General features: G+C 71.8%; 14 protein-coding genes, 2 tRNA genes and 1 pseudogene. 7 read left to right on the plus strand and 10 right to left on the minus strand.

The features are described 5' to 3' along the window. Positions 1 to 91: 91 nt before the first annotated feature. Positions 92 to 463: a hypothetical protein gene (locus JEK78_RS11195; protein WP_200258078.1), complete on the minus strand. Its 372-nt coding sequence runs from the start codon at positions 461 to 463 to the stop codon at positions 92 to 94. Between the two features lie 543 nt (positions 464 to 1,006). On the opposite strand from JEK78_RS11195, the gene JEK78_RS11200 reads away from it, so the two are divergent. The 6 genes from JEK78_RS11200 to JEK78_RS11225 all read left to right on the plus strand — a co-directional run bounded on the left by JEK78_RS11200 (position 1,007) and on the right by JEK78_RS11225 (position 8,278). Beyond that, positions 1,007 to 1,079, plus strand: a tRNA-Arg gene (locus JEK78_RS11200). Between the two features lie 180 nt (positions 1,080 to 1,259). Next, positions 1,260 to 2,210 carry an amidohydrolase family protein gene (locus tag JEK78_RS11205; protein ID WP_200258080.1) on the plus strand — a complete coding sequence of 317 codons (951 nt, stop codon included), beginning with the start codon at positions 1,260 to 1,262 and terminating at the stop codon, positions 2,208 to 2,210. A 132-nt stretch (positions 2,211 to 2,342) separates the two neighbouring features. Beyond that, on the plus strand, positions 2,343 to 3,083 hold the full coding sequence (locus tag JEK78_RS11210; protein WP_200258083.1) for a response regulator transcription factor: 741 nt from the start codon (positions 2,343 to 2,345) through the stop codon (positions 3,081 to 3,083). Further along, positions 3,080 to 4,633: a HAMP domain-containing sensor histidine kinase gene (locus tag JEK78_RS11215; protein WP_200258086.1), complete on the plus strand. Its 1,554-nt coding sequence runs from the start codon at positions 3,080 to 3,082 to the stop codon at positions 4,631 to 4,633. Before JEK78_RS11210 ends, JEK78_RS11215 begins: the two co-directional genes overlap by 4 nt. 40 nt (positions 4,634 to 4,673) lie before the next feature. After that, positions 4,674 to 6,149, plus strand: a complete 1,476-nt coding sequence (locus JEK78_RS11220; protein ID WP_200258088.1) for a bifunctional glycosyltransferase family 2/GtrA family protein — start codon at positions 4,674 to 4,676, stop codon at positions 6,147 to 6,149. Continuing rightward, a complete protein-coding gene (locus JEK78_RS11225; protein WP_200258091.1) occupies positions 6,146 to 8,278 on the plus strand; it encodes a glycosyltransferase family 39 protein in 2,133 nt (710 codons plus the stop codon). Before JEK78_RS11220 ends, JEK78_RS11225 begins: the two co-directional genes overlap by 4 nt. Positions 8,279 to 8,760: 482 nt before the next feature. On the opposite strand, the pseudogene JEK78_RS11230 reads toward JEK78_RS11225, so the two are convergent. Then, positions 8,761 to 10,329: pseudogene (locus tag JEK78_RS11230) on the minus strand (MDR family MFS transporter); the annotation flags it as partial. 18 nt (positions 10,330 to 10,347) lie between these two features. Then, the gene (locus JEK78_RS11235) at positions 10,348 to 10,866 is read right to left on the minus strand and encodes a MarR family transcriptional regulator (protein WP_200258097.1); all 519 of its coding nucleotides are present in this window, start codon (positions 10,864 to 10,866) and stop codon (positions 10,348 to 10,350) included. 359 nt (positions 10,867 to 11,225) lie between these two features. Between JEK78_RS11235 and JEK78_RS11240 the strand changes: the two genes are divergently transcribed. Continuing rightward, the gene (locus tag JEK78_RS11240; protein ID WP_200258099.1) at positions 11,226 to 11,420 is read left to right on the plus strand and encodes a hypothetical protein; all 195 of its coding nucleotides are present in this window, start codon (positions 11,226 to 11,228) and stop codon (positions 11,418 to 11,420) included. Between the two features lie 63 nt (positions 11,421 to 11,483). On the opposite strand, the gene JEK78_RS11245 is transcribed toward JEK78_RS11240, so the two are convergent. From JEK78_RS11245 to JEK78_RS11275, 7 genes are all read right to left on the minus strand, one after another. Beyond that, entirely contained in the window at positions 11,484 to 12,386 is a 903-nt protein-coding gene (locus JEK78_RS11245; RefSeq protein ID WP_200258100.1) for an RNA polymerase sigma factor SigF, read from the minus strand. Between the two features lie 358 nt (positions 12,387 to 12,744). Continuing rightward, on the minus strand, positions 12,745 to 13,602 hold the full coding sequence (locus JEK78_RS11250; protein WP_200258102.1) for an RNA polymerase sigma factor SigF: 858 nt from the start codon (positions 13,600 to 13,602) through the stop codon (positions 12,745 to 12,747). A gap of 405 nt (positions 13,603 to 14,007) precedes the next feature. Then, positions 14,008 to 14,301, minus strand: coding sequence for a Dabb family protein (locus JEK78_RS11255; protein WP_200258104.1), 294 nt, complete (start codon positions 14,299 to 14,301; stop codon positions 14,008 to 14,010). Next, complete coding sequence (locus tag JEK78_RS11260) at positions 14,298 to 14,477, minus strand: hypothetical protein (protein WP_200258106.1); 180 nt, start codon at positions 14,475 to 14,477, stop codon at positions 14,298 to 14,300. The genes JEK78_RS11255 and JEK78_RS11260 overlap by 4 nt, the downstream gene beginning before the upstream one ends. Before the next feature lie 166 nt (positions 14,478 to 14,643). Continuing rightward, positions 14,644 to 14,731 (minus strand) — tRNA-Ser (locus JEK78_RS11265). Positions 14,732 to 14,848: 117 nt separating this feature from the next. Then, entirely contained in the window at positions 14,849 to 15,280 is a 432-nt protein-coding gene (gene tadA / locus JEK78_RS11270) for a tRNA adenosine(34) deaminase TadA (RefSeq protein WP_200258108.1), read from the minus strand. A 68-nt stretch (positions 15,281 to 15,348) separates the two neighbouring features. After that, entirely contained in the window at positions 15,349 to 15,885 is a 537-nt protein-coding gene (locus tag JEK78_RS11275; RefSeq protein ID WP_200258111.1) for a hypothetical protein, read from the minus strand. Between the last annotated feature and the right edge of the window lie 178 nt (positions 15,886 to 16,063).

A 16,063-nucleotide genomic window follows, 5' to 3' on the forward strand; every position in this document is an offset into this window, starting at 1 on the left:
CCCCCGCACCGCCGTGGCGGCGCGGTCTCCGGCGACAGGTGGGCGCCGCGAAGCCCCCGCTCCGCCGGGGAGCGGGGGCGTCGGGGGTGGGTCAGGACGGGTAGGCGCAGATCGCGTACACCGAGATTCCGACGCTGCCGTACATGTTCTGGCGGCCGAGACCGATCCAACCGCGCCCGTCGTCGGTCGGGAACGAGCCGACGAGGATGGCGTCGCTGCCCTGGGCCTCGGCGCCTCCGCCGATGACGACCTTTCCGGCCGGGCAGTACACCGTCCGACGCTGGAAGTTGGGCACGTTCGCGTTCGGCAGCCTGATCAGCTGGTAGCCGTTGATCGCGGCCCCGGCGACCGAGGCCGCCTTTGGCTCGGCCGGGGTCTTGGTGTCCGCGGCCTGTGCCCAGCCGACCCCTGACACGAGAGCCAGCGCCAGAGCGCCGGCGCCGAGAGCCTTCTTGCCTCGCATCCTGCTCCTTCGTCCCAAGCGGAGGCCCCGCCGACCGGGGCCCCGTCGCGGGGAACAGCATGCCGGACAAATCCCCCCTCCATCTCAAAACCGGTCAGACTTCCCCGAAGAGGAGTAAGCGCGCGTAGCGGGGTGGACGGTCGGGCTCGCGGGCGTCCCGTCGTCACCGGGTCCATCGGCGGGCTTTGCGAGGTCGCCTCGCCTTGGGCCGGGGCGGGCGCTCGGCGGTGGCGGCCCGTCGGGCGCCCCTCTGTCGGGGCTCTCCGGCCCCTGAGGTCGATGGGCACGCGGGGTCTTCGTTCGAACGCCCGGCGTGACCACGGGTGGCGACCGTCGGATCTCCCGTTCGCGTGACGGGCGTCGGGCGGTGCCGCGAGCACCGGTCGCCCGACGCCGGGGCGCGGGCCTTCGTCGAGTGGTCTTCCCAGCTCACAACAGGTGTGAGGGGTGGATTTCACATGGCGGCGGTGGTCATGTAGTGTTCTTTCTGTCGCCGGAGCGGCGACCGGCGGAGCCGGAAGCGGCAGACGGCGAGAAAGACAAGCACTCGTAGCTTAACGGATAGAGCATCTGACTACGGATCAGAAGGTTGCAGGTTCGAATCCTGCCGAGTGCGCACAGGCGAGAGGCCCCGGAGAGATCCGGGGCCTCTCGCGTCTCGGGGGGCTGACGGCGAAGTCGGCCGCCCCCTGCGGTACCGCCCACGCGCGCCGAGCGTCGAGGGAGCCCGCCGTGTCCGTGGCCCTTGGCCTGCTGGTTCGGGTTCGCCGAGTCCGAGGCGGGGCATGGTGGACTCATGTGCGACCACGAAACGGGGTCCGAGAACCTCGCCCGAGCCTCCCAGGCTAGGGAGGGCGGACACGGCGACACCGAAGAAGCGGCGGAGGTGCGCGCGTTCGCGGCCGACTTGGGCGTGCCGGGCCTCGTCGACGTCCACACGCACTTCATGCCCGAGAGCGTGATGCGGAAGGTGTGGAGCTACTTCGACGGCGTCGGGCCGCTCACCGGGGGGATCCTCTGGCCGATCACCTACCGAAGGGCCGAGGAGGAGCGCGTGGCGCTGCTGAGGAGCTTCGGCGTGCGCGCCTTCACGGCCATGATCTACCCGCACAAGCCGGGCATGGCCACCTGGCTCAACGACTGGGCCGCCGACTTCGCCGGCCGCACACCGGATTGCCTGCGCACCGCCACGCTCTACCCGGAGCCGGGCGTCACCGCCTACGTGGAGCGGGCGGTGGCCTCCGGGGCGCGGATCTTCAAGGCGCATGTGCAGGTGGGAGCGTACGACCCGGCGGACGAGGCGCTGGACGCGGCCTGGGGTGTCCTCGCGGACGCCGGTGTGCCCGTGGTGATCCACTGCGGCTCGGGCCCGGCCCCCGGCAAGCACACCGGGCCGGAGCCGATCGCGCGCGTGCTGGCGCGCCATCCCCGGTTGCGGCTGATCGTCGCGCACCTCGGCACACCGGAGTACGAGGACTTCCTGGACCTGGCCGAGCGGTATCCCGCCGTGTGCCTCGACACGACCATGGCCTTCACGGATCTGTGCGAGCGGCTCGCCCCCTTTCCGCGGCGGGCGCTCCCGCGGCTGGCCGGGCTCGGGGACCGCGTCCTGCTGGGAAGCGATTTCCCCAACATCCCTCACCCCTACTCCCACCAGCTTCGGGTCCTGGAGCGCCTGGGGTTGGGCGACGCGTGGTTGCGGGCGGTCTGTCACGACAACGGGGCGCGCCTGTTCGGTATCACGTGACGGACGGTGCGGGGGCGCCGGCCCGTCGTCATCACCGACTCCGCTGACTTCGCCGCCATCCTGTGCGAATTCTCAGGAGAATCACAGAATGGCACAAGAGTGTTCTCAGCGCGGCTCGCCATGGTGTCCGGCATGACCACGACCTCGCCCCAGGGGCGCACCGAACTGCTGAGGCCGGACGGGAGCCCCGTCCGGGTACTCGTGGTGGACGACGAGCAGTCGATCACCGAGCTGCTCTCCATGGCCCTCCGCTACGAGGGCTGGCAGATCCGCAGCGCCGGCGACGGACACGGGGCCCTCCGGTCCGCGCGGGAGTTCCGGCCGGACGCCGTCGTCCTGGACATGATGTTGCCCGACATGGACGGGTTGAGCGTGCTCGGCCGGCTGCGCCGGGACCTGCCCGAGGTGCCGGTGCTGTTCCTCACGGCCAAGGACGCCGTGGAGGACCGGATCGCGGGTCTCACCGCCGGTGGTGACGACTACGTCACCAAGCCCTTCAGCCTGGAGGAGGTGGTGGCCCGGCTGAGGGGGTTGATCCGCCGCTCGGGCGCGGCGGACCGGCGCTCGGAGTCCCTGCTGGTCGTCGGCGATCTCACCCTGGACGAGGACAGTCACGAGGTGACCCGTGCCGGGGACGGCATCCACCTCACCGCCACCGAGTTCGAGCTGTTGCGTTTCCTGATGCGCAACCCCCGGCGGGTGCTCAGCAAGGCGCAGATCCTCGACCGGGTCTGGTCGTACGACTTCGGTGGGCAGGCGAACATCGTCGAGCTGTACATCTCCTACCTGCGCCGGAAGATCGACGCCGGGCGGGAGCCGATGATCCACACCCGCCGTGGCGCCGGTTACATGATCAAGCCAGCGGCGTCGTGACGGTGCGTCGGCGACCTCGGCCGCGGACCTTGCGGACGCGGCTGGTCGTCGCGTCCGTGGTGTTGATCGCCGTGGTGTGCGCGGTGATCGGCACGGTCACCACCGTGGCGTTGCGCTCCTATCTGTACGAGGAGCTGAACGGGCAGGTGAGGGACGCGGCGTCACGGGTCGCGGGCAAGCCGATCGCCGACGGTCCCTACCGTCCGGACACGGGGGCCGGGCAGAGCGCCCTGATGCCCTTGGTGACCACGGGGCCGCAGGACGTCAGCGCCATCGGCGCGACCGTCGAGGGCGGCCAGGTCACCGGGGGCATGGTCGGCCAGGCCAAGTGGGAGGAAGGCGTCAAGCGACCGGACCCCGTCGAACTCGACGCCGACCAACTGGCCGCGCTCGCCGACGTCCCACGGGACGGCGAGCCGCACACCGTCGACCTGCCGGGCCTGGAGGAGTACCAGGTGGTGTTCCGTCGGGGAGCCAACGGCTCCTTCTACGTGGGACTGCCCACCGAGTCCGTGACCGACACCATCAACACGCTCGTCCTCGTGGAGGTCAGCGTCACCGCGGCGGGTCTGGTCGCCGCCTCACTGGCGGGCACGGTGTTGGTCGGGTTGGCGACCAGGCCGTTGCGCAGGGTCGCCGACACGGCCACCCGTGTCTCCGAACTGCCCCTCCACTCGGGAGAGGTGAACCTGCGGGAGCGGGTCCCGGAGAGCGAGTGCGATCCGCACACCGAGGTGGGTCGGGTCGGCGTGGCCCTCAACCGGATGCTCGACCACGTCCACGGCGCGTTGGACTCCCGTCAGCGCAGCGAGACGCGGGTGCGGCAGTTCGTCGCGGACGCCAGTCACGAGCTGCGCACCCCGCTCGCCTCCATTCGCGGCTACGCGGAACTGACCCGCCGGGGCGGGGAGCCCGTCGGGCCCGACACGCGCCACGCGCTGAACCGGATCGAGTCCGAGGCCGGACGCATGACGGGGCTGGTGGAGGACCTGCTGTTGCTCGCCCGGCTGGACGCGGGGCGTCCCCTGCGGTTCGAGCCCACCGACCTGGTGCCGATCGTGGTGGACGCCGTCAGCGACGCCCGCGTGGCGGGGGACGGCCACCGGTGGCGGCTGGAGTTGCCCGAGGAGCCGGTTCATGCCTCGGTCGACGCCGCCCGGATGCAGCAGGTGCTGGTGAACCTGCTGGCCAACGCCCGCACTCACACCCCGCCGGACACGGTGGTCACCGCGCGGGTGAGGGGGGAGGGCTCCTGGGTCCGCGTGGACGTCGAGGACGACGGTCCGGGCATCCCGGCCGACTTGCTCCCTCGCGTGTTCGAGCGGTTCGCCCGGGGTGACTCGGCGCGCTCCCGTGCCACCGGGTCGACCGGCCTCGGGCTCGCCATCGTGCGGGCCGTGGCGTCGGCCCACGGCGGAACGGTGACCGTGGCGAGTGTGCCCGGGCGCACCGTCTTCACCCTGTGTCTGCCGGCGCTCTCCGCCGCTCCGGAGGCGTCGGGCGCGTCCGCGAACGGCGACCCGTCACCTCACAGCTCCACCACAGCGTGACCACATGGGCGGAACAGACGTCCTGAGCACATTGGGACGCATGCGAACCGACTCTTCTCCCGGCACCCTGCCGGCGCGGGAGCACCTCCCGGCCGGGGGAGCCGGAGCACCCGTCCTGGACGTAGTGATCCCCGTCTACAACGAGGAGACGGACCTGGGGCCCTGCGTCCGCCGGCTCCACGACCATCTGGCCCGGACCTTCCCGTACGCGTTCCGGATCACCATCGCGGACAACGCCTCCACCGACGGCACCCCGCGCGAGGCCGCCCGGCTCGGCGCGGAACTGCCCGAGGTCGTCTCCGTCCGCCTGGAACGCAAGGGGCGGGGGCGGGCGTTGCGCACCGTCTGGTCCGCCTCGGACGCGCCGGTCCTCGCCTACATGGACGTTGACCTGTCCACCGACCTGAACGCCCTGCTGCCGCTGGTGGCCCCCTTGATCTCGGGCCACTCCGACCTGGCGATCGGGTCGCGGCTGGCGCGCAGTTCCCGGGTGGTGCGGGGAGCGAAGAGGGAGTTCGTCTCCCGTTCCTACAACCTGATCCTGCGCGGTTCCCTCCAGGCGCGGTTCTCCGACGCCCAGTGCGGTTTCAAGGCGATCCGGCGCGACGTGGCCCAGGTGCTGCTGCCGCTGGTCGAGGACAGCGGCTGGTTCTTCGACACGGAGATGCTGGTCCTGGCCGAGCGCGCGGGTCTGCGAATCCACGAGGTGCCCGTCGACTGGGTCGATGACCCCGACTCCTCCGTCAACATCGTCCGGACGGCGACCGACGACCTCAAGGGAGTCTGGCGGGTCGGCAAGGCCCTGGCCACCGGCGCCCTGCCGCTGGAGCGGCTCACCCGACCCTTCGGCGACGATCCGCGCGACCGGGAGTTGGCGGACGTGCCGCGTGGCCTGCCCCGGCAGTTCGTCGGCTTCTGCGTGGTCGGTGTGCTCTCCACGCTCACCTATCTGCTGCTGTACAGCGGATTCCGGCTGCTTGCCGGCCCACAAGTGGCCAACGCCCTGGCACTGTTGCTCTCGGCGGTCGCCAATACCGCCGCCAACCGGAGGCTGACCTTCGGCGTCCGGGGACGCGGCGGGGCCATGCGCCATCAGGCGCAGGGTCTGGTGGTGTTCGGTATCGGGCTCGCGCTCACGAGTGGTTCGCTCGCCGCGCTGAACGCCGCGACCACCGATCCCGCCCACTCGACCGAGCTGGCCGTGCTGATCGTGGCCAACCTCGCGGCGACGGTCCTGCGCTTCCTGCTCTTCCGTGCCTGGGTCTTCCGCCCCGCCGCCGGGGACGGCCCCGACCCGACGCGGGCACCGGGTCACGAGCGATCCGCGTACGCGACCGGTCCCGACGCGGCCCGGGTCCCGCAGGCCCCCGGCGTGTCCGTTCCCGCCGGCTCCGCGTACCCGGCGAACCTCAGCGGCGCGACGCCTCCCGCTCGCTTCCCCGACGCACCCGACACCACCGGTTCGACCCGTTCCACCGGTTCAGCCCGTTTCTCCAGTCACCGGGACACACGATGACCCTTCAGGACCACCCGACCCCGCAGCGGAGCGCGCCGAGCGACGATCCGCCCGAGGCGAGGGCCTCCGATCCCCGCTGGGCGCGACCGGCCCTCATCGTCCTGCTGCTCGCCACCGGCTTGCTCTACCTGTACAACCTCAGCGTCTCCGGCTACGCCAACTCCTTCTACTCGGCCGCCGTCCAGGCGGGCAGCGAGTCCTGGAAGGCGTTCTTCTTCGGGTCCCTGGACGCGGCGAACGCCATCACGGTGGACAAGCCCCCGGCCTCGTTGTGGCCGATGGCTCTGTCGGTGAAGATCTTCGGACTGAGTTCGTGGGCGATCCTCGTCCCCGAGGTCCTCATGGGCGTCGGCACGGTCGCCGTGGTCCACGCCGCCGTCCGTCGTCGGTCGGGCCCCGCGGCGGGACTGATCGCGGGCGGTGTCCTGGCGCTGACCCCGGTCGCCGCCTTGATGTTCCGGTTCAACAACCCTGACGCCCTGCTGGCGCTGCTGCTCTCCCTGGCCTGCTACTTCGTGGTGCGGTCACTGGAGGACGGGCGCACCAAGTGGCTGGTGTGGGCCGGGGTGGCCATCGGCTTCGCCTTCTTGACCAAGACTCTCCAGGCCTTCCTGATCCTTCCGCCGCTCGCCCTGGTCTACGCCGTGTGCGCGCCGGTGCGGGTACGGAAGCGGATCGGGCAACTGGCCCTCGCCGCCGTGGCGATCGTGGTCTCCGGCGGTTGGTGGGTGGCGATCGTCGAGCTGTGGCCGGCCGCGTCCCGCCCGTACATCGGCGGCTCGCAGGACAACAGTTTCCTGGAGCTGACCTTCGGCTACAACGGCCTCGGTCGGATCAACGGCGAGGAGACCGGCAGCGTCGGCGGCGGCGGTGGACGCTGGGGCGACACCGGTATCGGCCGTATGTTCGGCGACTCCATCGGCGGCCAGATCTCCTGGCTGTTGCCGGCCGCGCTGATCCTGTTGGTCTTCGCGTTGGTGCTGACCCGCAAGGCGCGGCGGACCGACCCCACGCGTGCGTCCCTGCTGGTCTGGGGCGGCTCCCTGGTCGTGACGATGCTGGTCTTCAGCTTCATGGCGGGCATCTTCCACGAGTACTACACGGTGGCGCTGGCGCCCTACCTGGCCGCCGTCGTCGGCATGGGCGCCGTGATCCTGTGGCGCCGGCGCGAGGAGACCTGGGCGGCGCTCGGCCTGGCGGCGGCGGCCACGGCGACCGCCGCGTGGGGATACGTGCTCCTGAACCGCACGCCCGACTACCTGCCCTGGTTGAAGTGGCTGGTGCTGGTCGGCGGTCTCGCGGCGGCCCTCGGCCTGGTGTTCGTGGGCCGGCTCGGAAGCCGGCTGGCCCTCGCCGCGGCCGGCCTCGGCCTGGTGGCCGCCCTCGCCGGTCCCACCGCCTACACCCTCAGCACACTCCAGGAGCGGCACACCGGATCCCTTGTCACGGCCGGTCCGGCCGGAGCCGCCACCACCCGAGGCGGCGGGGACGACGCCCGCGCCGCCGCGCCGGGCGGGGCCGGTGCCCCGGCGGGCGGGGTCCCCGGCACCCAAGGAGCCCAGGGCGGCCAGGGGCAGCCCGGCGGCAAGGGCGCACCCGGCGGGCAGGGAAGGCCGGACGGGGACGACACCGGCGGAGCCGGCGCACCCGGAACGGACGGCGCGCCCGGCGGCCAAGGCGGCACCCAGGGTGGTGGCGCGGGTGGCGGACGCGGCGGTGGGGGTGGCGGTATGAGCGGCCTCCTGAACGGTTCCCAGGTCGGCACCGAGGTCGAGGAGATGCTGTCGGCCGACGCGGACGACTACACCTGGGTCGCCGCGGCCGTCGGGGCGCAGAACGCCGCCAGCTACCAGCTGGCCGTCGAGAAGCCGGTGATGGCCATCGGTGGCTTCAACGGCACCGATCCGTCGCCCACGTTGGCCGAGTTCCAGGAGTACGTGGACGCGGGGAAGATCCACTACTTCGCGGCCGGCGGCGGCGAGGGCGGCGGCCGGGGAGGTGCCGGAGGTCCCTCTGACGAATCGTCCACGTCGAGTCAGATCACCTCGTGGGTGGAGGAGAACTTCACCCAGGTCACGGTCGGTTCCGCGACGTTCTACGACTTGAGTCAGCCCGTGTCCGCCGACTGATCCGATCACCGGTGCGTCCAGGGGTGCCCCGACCGGGGCACCCCTGCACGCGCACCGCGACTCCTCGCGAAGGCCCCGGAACGGATCCGTCACGTAACCGGCCCGGGGCCTTCGACCGTTTCCGCCCGGTCCCCGTGCCCCGGCGGGCGGGAGCGGTCCCCGATCGGCGGCGGCGTGGGGAGCGTCCCGGAAGCGTGCCGCGTTTCCGACTCGGCACCCCGGTCTCCCGCTCCGGACCCGGACGGGCCCGGGCCCAGCTCGGGCTACTCGCGACCGCCCACGCGGCCCGTCGCCCGCCGGGCGACGGAGGCCCGCCCCGTCGCCACGTCGAATGGCGGCGGCGTCGTGTTCCGCGTGGCGGCGGTCGCGAGGTTCGCGGCGTGAGCCGTGGCCGGGACGGGGGCGGGCGCGCCGACCGGCGAGGACATCGAGGCCGCACCGGCCGCCCCGTCCTCCGGAACGTCCCCCGCGACGAGGGCGGCGGACCCGGCGGAGCGCAGCGGGACCTCCTTGATGAACACGGTGACGAGGAGAGCGAGCGCGGCGAGCGGCGCCACGTAGAGGAAGACGTCGGCGATGCCGTGCCCGTAGGCCGCTTCCAGCCAGGACCGGATGCCCGGGGGCAGCAGGGACATGTCCGGGATGGCGCCGCTCTCGGCGCTGCGGGCCGCCGCTCCCCTTTCCTCGGGGGCGAGTAGCCCGATGGTGTCCCGCGCGTGTTCGCCGATCCGGGTCGACATCACCGAGCCCAGCGCCGAGACGCCCACCGCGCCGCCGAGCGAGCGGAAGAAGGTCACCACCGAGGAGGCCGCGCCCAGGTCCGAGGCGGCCACCTGGTTCTGGGTGCTCAGGACCAGGTTCTGCAGCATCATCCCGACGCCGACACCCGTGAGGGCCATGAAGACCGCGAGGTGCCAGTAGGGGGTGTCGTGACGCATGGTGCCCAGCAGGGCCAGGCCGACGGTGAGCAGCACCCCGCCGCTCCACAGCCACCTCTTCCACCGACCGGTCCGGGAGATGATCAGACCGGAGGCGGTCGACGCCACGAAGAGCCCGCCGATCATCGGGATGGTCAGCACGCCCGACATCGTCGGGGTGGCACCGCGGGCGAGTTGGAAGTACTGGCTGAAGAAGACGGTGGCCGCGAACATCGCGACGCCGACGAACAGCGAGGCCAGGGAGGCCAACGCGATGGTGCGGTCGCGGAACAGCCGGAGCGGCATGATCGGCTCGCTCGCCCGCGACTCGACCAGGACGAAGGCGACCGCCAGCACGCCGGATCCGCCGACCATCGCCCCGGTCTGCCAGGAAATCCAGGCGTACCGGTCCCCGGCGAAGGTCACCCAGATCAGCAGCAGGGAGACGGCCGCGGTGACGAGGAAGGCCCCCGTCCAGTCGACCTTGACCCGCCGGGTGGTCGTGGGCAGCCGCAGCGTGCGCTGGAGCACGACGAGCGCGACCAGCGCGAACGGCACACCGACGTAGAGGCACCAACGCCAGCCGAGCCAACTCGTGTCCGTGATCACCCCGCCGAGGAGGGGACCGCCCACGGTGGCCAAGGCGAAGGTGGCGCCCAGGTAGCCGGAGTACCGACCGCGTTCCCTCGGGGCGATCATCGCGGCCATGATGATCTGTGCCAGGGCGGCGAGTCCGCCGGCGCCCAGGCCCTGCACGGCCCGAGCGGTGATCAGCATCCCCGGGTTCGGTGCCGGTCCCGCCAGGACCGACCCCAGGACGTAGACCGACAGGGCGACTTGTACCAGCGTCTTCTTGTCCACCAGGTCGGCGAGCTTGCCCCACAGCGGGGTCGAGGCGGTCATCGCCAACAGCGACGCGGTGACGACCCAGATGTAGGCGTTCTGGCCGCCGCCCAGATCGGTCACGATCGCCGGGAGGGCGTTGGTCACGATGGTCGAGGACAGGATGGCCGCGAACAAGCCCAGCAGGAGGCCGGAGAGGGCCTTCATGATCTGCCGGTGCGTCATGCCCCCCGAAGGGGCCTCGTCGTGCTGGGCAGGGGCTCGCACGCCGGCCGGTGAGGTCGTTGCCATGGGTTTCCTTCGCGGTCGCTACAGGGTGGAGGAGGGAGCCTGATCCGGATTCGGCGCCGTGTCCGGGTGGTCCTCGGAGCGAGCGGGGAGGCGCCCCGCGGCGCAGGTCCGGCCGTCGTCGAAGCTCGCTCGGAGCCTGGCCATCAGGTGGGAGAGCTGGTCGACCTCCTCGTCGGACCAGTCGCCGAGTCGGTCGGCGAACAGGCGGCCGGCGCGTTCGGACAACTCCGTGAGCTGGGCTCGTCCCGCCGGGGTCAGTCGCAGGATGCGGGAGCGTCGGTCGGCGGGGTCGGGAGAGCGCGCGATCCAGCCGTGCTCCACGAGGTGACCGACGTGCCGGCTGGCCACCGACAGGTCCACGACGAGCAGCTCGGCCAGCCTGCTCATGTGCATCGCGCCGTGGCGCTCCAGGAGGACCAGGGCGGTGGCGGACCCGCCGGGGCACTCGGGGGGCAGTGCTCGACCCAGCTCCCGTCTCACCGCGCCGAGCGAGCTGAATTGGCGGATCAGCTCTTCGTAGTGTGTCCGTCCGGCCAATGCCCGCACCTCCGCATTCGTTGCTTGAGGCAACCGTAAGCGTATTGGTTGCCGCAGGCTAATAATTCTGGGCGGAGCCGGGTCAAAAGTTGGCAAAGGCAAGTATCTCGCGAGTAAACGTCCAGGTGGGGCGCGTGGTGCCGGGCTCCATGGGCGGCTCCACCGCCGTCGGGGTGTCCAGGCGGCCCTGGGGCGCGGGCATGAAGGGGGGTGTCGCTCGCTTCGGTGGTGGGGCGACGGTCGACCCCCGTAGAGGCTCGGGGGCGCTCGACGCGGCGCGCGCCCACTCCCACGACCCCACGACCCCACGACGGCCCCCCGGTTGGGCGACCCCCGCCGATTCGCTAGGGTCTCGGGCCATGGCGAACAACCAGGGCCCCCAGGGCCAGCAAGACCCTGCCGGCAGCACCCAGATGTTCCGCGCGTTCGTCGACGAGGGAGGTCCGGCGTCTCGTCCGGCCGCCGCCCCGGCGGGGCCGCGAATCGGACTGATCATCGGTGCGGTCGTCGCCGTTGCCGTCGTCGCCGCGGTGGTCTGGCTGGCGGTGTCCTGACACCGGACCATGGCGGTCCGAACGCCCGCTCGACCGGGGCCCCATGGGGCCCCGGCGCCCGACTCAGTCCGAGATCAGGCCCTCGCGGAGCTGGGTGAGTGTGCGCGTCAACAGGCGTGAGACGTGCATCTGGGAGATTCCGACCTCCTCGCCGATCTGTGACTGCGTCATGTTGGCGAAGAAGCGCAGCATGATGATCCGGCGTTCCCGAGGAGGGAGTTGGGCCAGCAGCGGCTTCAGGGACTCCCGATACTCGACGCCCTCCAGCGCCGAGTCCTCGTAGCCCAGACGGTCCGCGAGCGACCCCTCGCCGCCGTCGTCCTCCGGGGCCGGCGAGTCCAACGACGAGGCGGTGTAGGCGTTTCCGACGGCCAGGCCGTCGACGACGTCCTCCTCCGAGACCCCCAGCGCGACGGCCAGTTCGCCGACGGTCGGCGAGCGGTCCAGACGCTGGGACAGCTCGTCGCTGGCCTTGGTCAGCGCCAGCCGCAGCTCCTGGAGCCGGCGCGGGACCCGCACCGACCACGACGTGTCCCGGAAGAAGCGCTTGATCTCGCCGACCACCGTCGGCATCGCGAAGGTCGGGAACTCCACCCCCCGCTCGCAGTCGAAGCGGTCGATCGCCTTGATCAGGCCGATGGTGCCGACCTGGACGATGTCCTCCATCGGCTCGTTGCGCGAGCGGAAGCGGGCCGCCGCGTAGCGCACCAACGGGAGGTTGAGCTCGATGAGCGTGTCCCGGACGTAGGCGCGCTCCGGGCTGCTCGCGTCCAGCGCGGCCAGTCGCAGGAAGAGCGAGCGGGACAGGGTGCGGGTGTCGATGGCCGCCGGCACCGAGGCTTCCGGAGCCGGCCCTGTCGCCGGGGACGGGACGTCTTCGACGGGACCGAGCGTGGCGCACGCGTCGGGTGCGGTCTCGCCTTCCGCGAGCGCGAGCACCTTCGAGCTGCCCTGGTCTGCGGACATGCCACCCCCTTTGGGTCGCGGGACGGTCGCGGCGCGATCCCGTGTCGGGAACGCGGCCCTCACCTGAATACCGGAGCCGGGACCCCGGTAAACGCATTGCCGGAAGAATGTCACATGTCGGCAACGCGCTGTAGTGACATGTCGACATCCTAGAGGTGAATCCCGCCTGGAGACAGGGGATCTGAGGGGTTGTCGGCACAGGAGTCGGGAGAGGGGCTCCCGCCGTTCCCTCGCCCCGGTGACGCTTCGATCAAGCTTTCCAAGGGTGCCCCCCCACGGGGGTCGGCGGGGGCGCCGCGCGTCGGCCCGTCGGTCGATGCCCGGTGCCGCCGCGACCCGGGGCGGGTCCGACGGCGGGTCAGGCGTCGATGCGGTTGGCGGACCTCAACCGTTGAAAGCTGCGGGCCAGCAACCGCGATACGTGCATCTGGGAGACGCCGAGCTCGGCGCTGATCTGCGATTGGGTGAGATTGCTGTAGTACCGCAGCAACAGGATGCGTTGCTCCCGCTCGGGGAGCTGGACCAGCAGGTGACGCACCAGGTCGCGGTGTTCCACCCCGTCCAGCGCCGGATCCTCGTAGCCGAGCCGGTCCAGCAGCCCAGGCGGCCCGTCGCCTTCCTGGGCGGCCTCCAGCGAGGTGGCGTGGTAGGAGCGCCCGGCCTCGATGCAGGACAACACCTCGTCCTCGCCGATGCGCAGCCGCTCGGCGACCTCGGCGGTGGTGGGCGTCCGGCCGAAGGCGGTCGTCAGGTCCTCGGTGGCGCTGTTCACCTGCACCCACAGCTCGTGCAGGCGGCGCGGTACGTGCACGGTGCGGACGTTGTCCCGGAAATAGCGCTTGATCTCGCCGACCACCGTGGGCATGGCGAAGGTGGGGAACTGCACCCCGCGATCCGGGTCGAAGCGGTCGATGGCGTTGATCAGGCCGATGGTGCCGACCTGGACCACGTCCTCCATCGGCTCGTTGCGGGAGCGGAATCGGGCGGCGGCGTAGCGGACCAGCGGGAGGTTGGCCTCGATCAGGGCGCCGCGGACGCGATCGTGATCCGGGGTGCCCGGCGACAGGTCCTTGAGCTGGGCGAAGAGGACCTGGGTCAGGGCGCGGGTGTCGGCGGCGCGGCTTGCGCGACCACTGCGCTGGGGCGCGGCTTCCTGGGGCGGGGCCTCCTGAGGCGGCGCTTGGGGCGCAGTACTGGCCGGCACGGTCAACCCCACCTCGTATCCGTCAATTCATCCGTCAAAAGCGGTCATAGCATCACAAGACATGTCCACTGTGCGCAAGCACCCGATCACACCGTGTTGTGTGCGAGGTGCCGGCCGGAAGGGCATGCCGGACAATGCGCCCTTGGTGAGGGGCGTTCACGCGGAAACGGGGAGGAGGGGAGGCGAGGAGGGGACGGTGGCGATGGCCGGCCCGGCGCGGTCCGATGCGGTCCGGCGCCGGACAGGCGCCGGTCGAGAGTGGGCGGCGGTTCCGGAAGTGCCGGAAGGGGCGCCGGCCGTCCACGAGCGCCCGAGCGGGGTGGGGTGGGTCGTGCGACCGGTGAGCGGGCGAGTCCGGGAACGCCGACCGCGGGGCGCTCAGTCGGTCCGGGGGGTTCCGGCGGGGCCGGCTCCGGATCAGATCTCGTAGTCGGCGATCACCCAGGTGGCGATCTCCCGCCACAGGGCCACTGCCGCCCGGTGCGCCGGATGCTCCAGGTAGCGCGCCAGCGCCTCGGCGTCTGACACGGAGGAGTTGACCGCGAAGTCGTAGGCGATCGGGCGGTCGCTGACGTTCCAGCCGCACTCCCAGGACAGGAGCTCGGGAACGCGGTCGCCGAGGGCGCCCAGGGCCTCGGCGCCCCGGAGCGCGCGCGGGTCCTCGGGCGTCACGCCCTCGTGGAGCCGGAAGAGGACGAGATGCCGGATCATGAGTCGCCTCCGTTCGCGATCCAGGTCATGAAGTCTCCGACCGCCTTGGCGGCGTCGGAGATGGCTTCGAACACCACCTTGACGTACTCGGCCGCCTTGGCCGGGTCAGTGATGATCAAGTAGAGGGCGAAGGCGGACAGGAGGAGGACCGCGATCTTCCTCGCGTTCACCGCCACCGTGACCTCCTCCGTCCCCCGCCGACGCGGACACGTCCGACCCCGCCCATGATCGCATGCTGCCGTCCGCTCCCCGACGTGGCCTTGCCCGACCCGGCGTGAGGGGGGCGGGACGCGAGCACGCGCGAGGGGCCCGGTCCACAGGACCGGGCCCCTCGTCTACCCGCGGTAGCGGTGGGATTTGAACCCACGGTGACGGGTTACGCCACACTCGCTTTCGAGGCGAGCTCCTTCGGCCGCTCGGACACGCTACCGGGAGAGACCCTACAGCAGCCGGGGCGTGATCCGAAATCGCGTCATCGCTCCCCGTCCCGTCCCGTGCGGGGCCCGGACGGGACGGAGGCCGAAGGCTCCGGGCGGGGATGTCGGCCTCAGCGGTCCCGGAAGAAGTCGGTGAGGATTCGGGAGCACTCGGGCGCCAGCACACCCTCGACGACCTCGGGCCGGTGGTTGAGACGACGGTCCCGCACGACGTCCCAGAGCGAACCGGCCGCGCCCGCCTTCTCGTCGCGCGCCCCGTACACGACCCGGTCGACCCGAGACTGCACCAGCGCGCCCGCGCACATCGTGCACGGTTCCAGGGTGACCACCAGCGTGCAGCCGGTGAGCCGCCAGGAGCCGAGTCGGGTCGCCGCGCCCCGCAGCGCCAGGACCTCCGCGTGGGCGGTCGGGTCGCCGGTGGCCTCGCGTTCGTTGTGCCCGGCTCCGAGCACGGTCGAGCCGTCCGGGGAGAGGACGACCGCGCCCACGGGCACGTCGCCCCGGGCGCCCGCCAGGCGCGCCTCGTCGAGGGCGAGCCGCATCGCGGGCTGCCAGGGGTCGCGTACGGGGTCGGGGAGGTCCCCGCCCCGCCCGGTTCCGATCGGTGCGGTCAGCGGACGGTCTCCAGTACCTCGGAGGCGCCCAGCGCCTCGGCGATCTGGCCGAGCGCCTCCCCGGTCATCGAACGGAGATCCGCCTCGCCCACGCCGAACTCCTTCAACAGCCCCGCGTCGCCCACCGGGGCGTGCGGGATGGTCGAATCGGCCTCGGTCGCGACGCCGTCGGCGCCGTGGGCGACCTCCGGTTCGCCGTCCTCGGTGCCGTCGAGATCGAGGGCGTCCAGGTCGGCGCCGTCGTCGCTCGGTTCACGCCCCAGCAGTTCGTCGGTGAGGAGGATCTCGCCGTAGCCGCTGCGTGCGGCGGCGGCGGCGTCCGAGACGTACACCCGGGGGTCCTCCTCCCCGTCCACGCGGACGAGGCCGAACCATCCCTCCTCCTGTTCGATGAGGACGAGCACCGTGTCCTCGTCGGGGGACGCCTCCCGGGCCAGGTCGGCCAGGTCCGACAGGGTCTCCACATCGTCGAGCTCCGTGTCGCTCGCTTGCCATCCGTCTTCGGTTCGCGCGAGCAGTGCGGCGAAGTACACCGTGACTCTCCCACTGGTCCTAGGCGTGCCGGTCGGGGTTCCCCCGGCGGAGGTCGCGGGCGGGGGGAGCGGGCTCCGAGCCCACCCAGTCGGAATCGTGGCAGAAACGGAGCGGCCGAGGGGAGTCTTCGGCTCCCCGCCTCCGGCCGTTTCCGCCGCGAGCCCGAGGGCATGTCCC

Source organism: Streptomyces sp. HSG2, from assembly GCF_016598575.1.
Lineage (GTDB): Bacteria > Actinomycetota > Actinomycetes > Streptomycetales > Streptomycetaceae > Streptomyces.

Bases quoted from the DNA above. Each gene is read 5' to 3' on its own strand.
- JEK78_RS11245 (WP_200258100.1), bottom strand. From the start codon at position 12,386: ATGTCCGCAGACCAGGGCAGCTCGAAGGTGCTCGCGCTCGCGGAAGGC.
- JEK78_RS11205 (WP_200258080.1), top strand. From the start codon at position 1,260: ATGTGCGACCACGAAACGGGGTCCGAGAACCTCGCCCGAGCCTCCCAG.
- JEK78_RS11210 (WP_200258083.1), top strand. From the start codon at position 2,343: ATGACCACGACCTCGCCCCAGGGGCGCACCGAACTGCTGAGGCCGGAC.
- JEK78_RS11220 (WP_200258088.1), top strand. From the start codon at position 4,674: ATGCGAACCGACTCTTCTCCCGGCACCCTGCCGGCGCGGGAGCACCTC.
- JEK78_RS11195 (WP_200258078.1), bottom strand. From the start codon at position 463: ATGCGAGGCAAGAAGGCTCTCGGCGCCGGCGCTCTGGCGCTGGCTCTC.
- JEK78_RS11240 (WP_200258099.1), top strand. From the start codon at position 11,226: ATGGCGAACAACCAGGGCCCCCAGGGCCAGCAAGACCCTGCCGGCAGC.
- tadA (WP_200258108.1), bottom strand. From the start codon at position 15,280: ATGCGGCTCGCCCTCGACGAGGCGCGCCTGGCGGGCGCCCGGGGCGAC.
- JEK78_RS11225 (WP_200258091.1), top strand. From the start codon at position 6,146: ATGACCCTTCAGGACCACCCGACCCCGCAGCGGAGCGCGCCGAGCGAC.
- JEK78_RS11255 (WP_200258104.1), bottom strand. From the start codon at position 14,301: ATGATCCGGCATCTCGTCCTCTTCCGGCTCCACGAGGGCGTGACGCCC.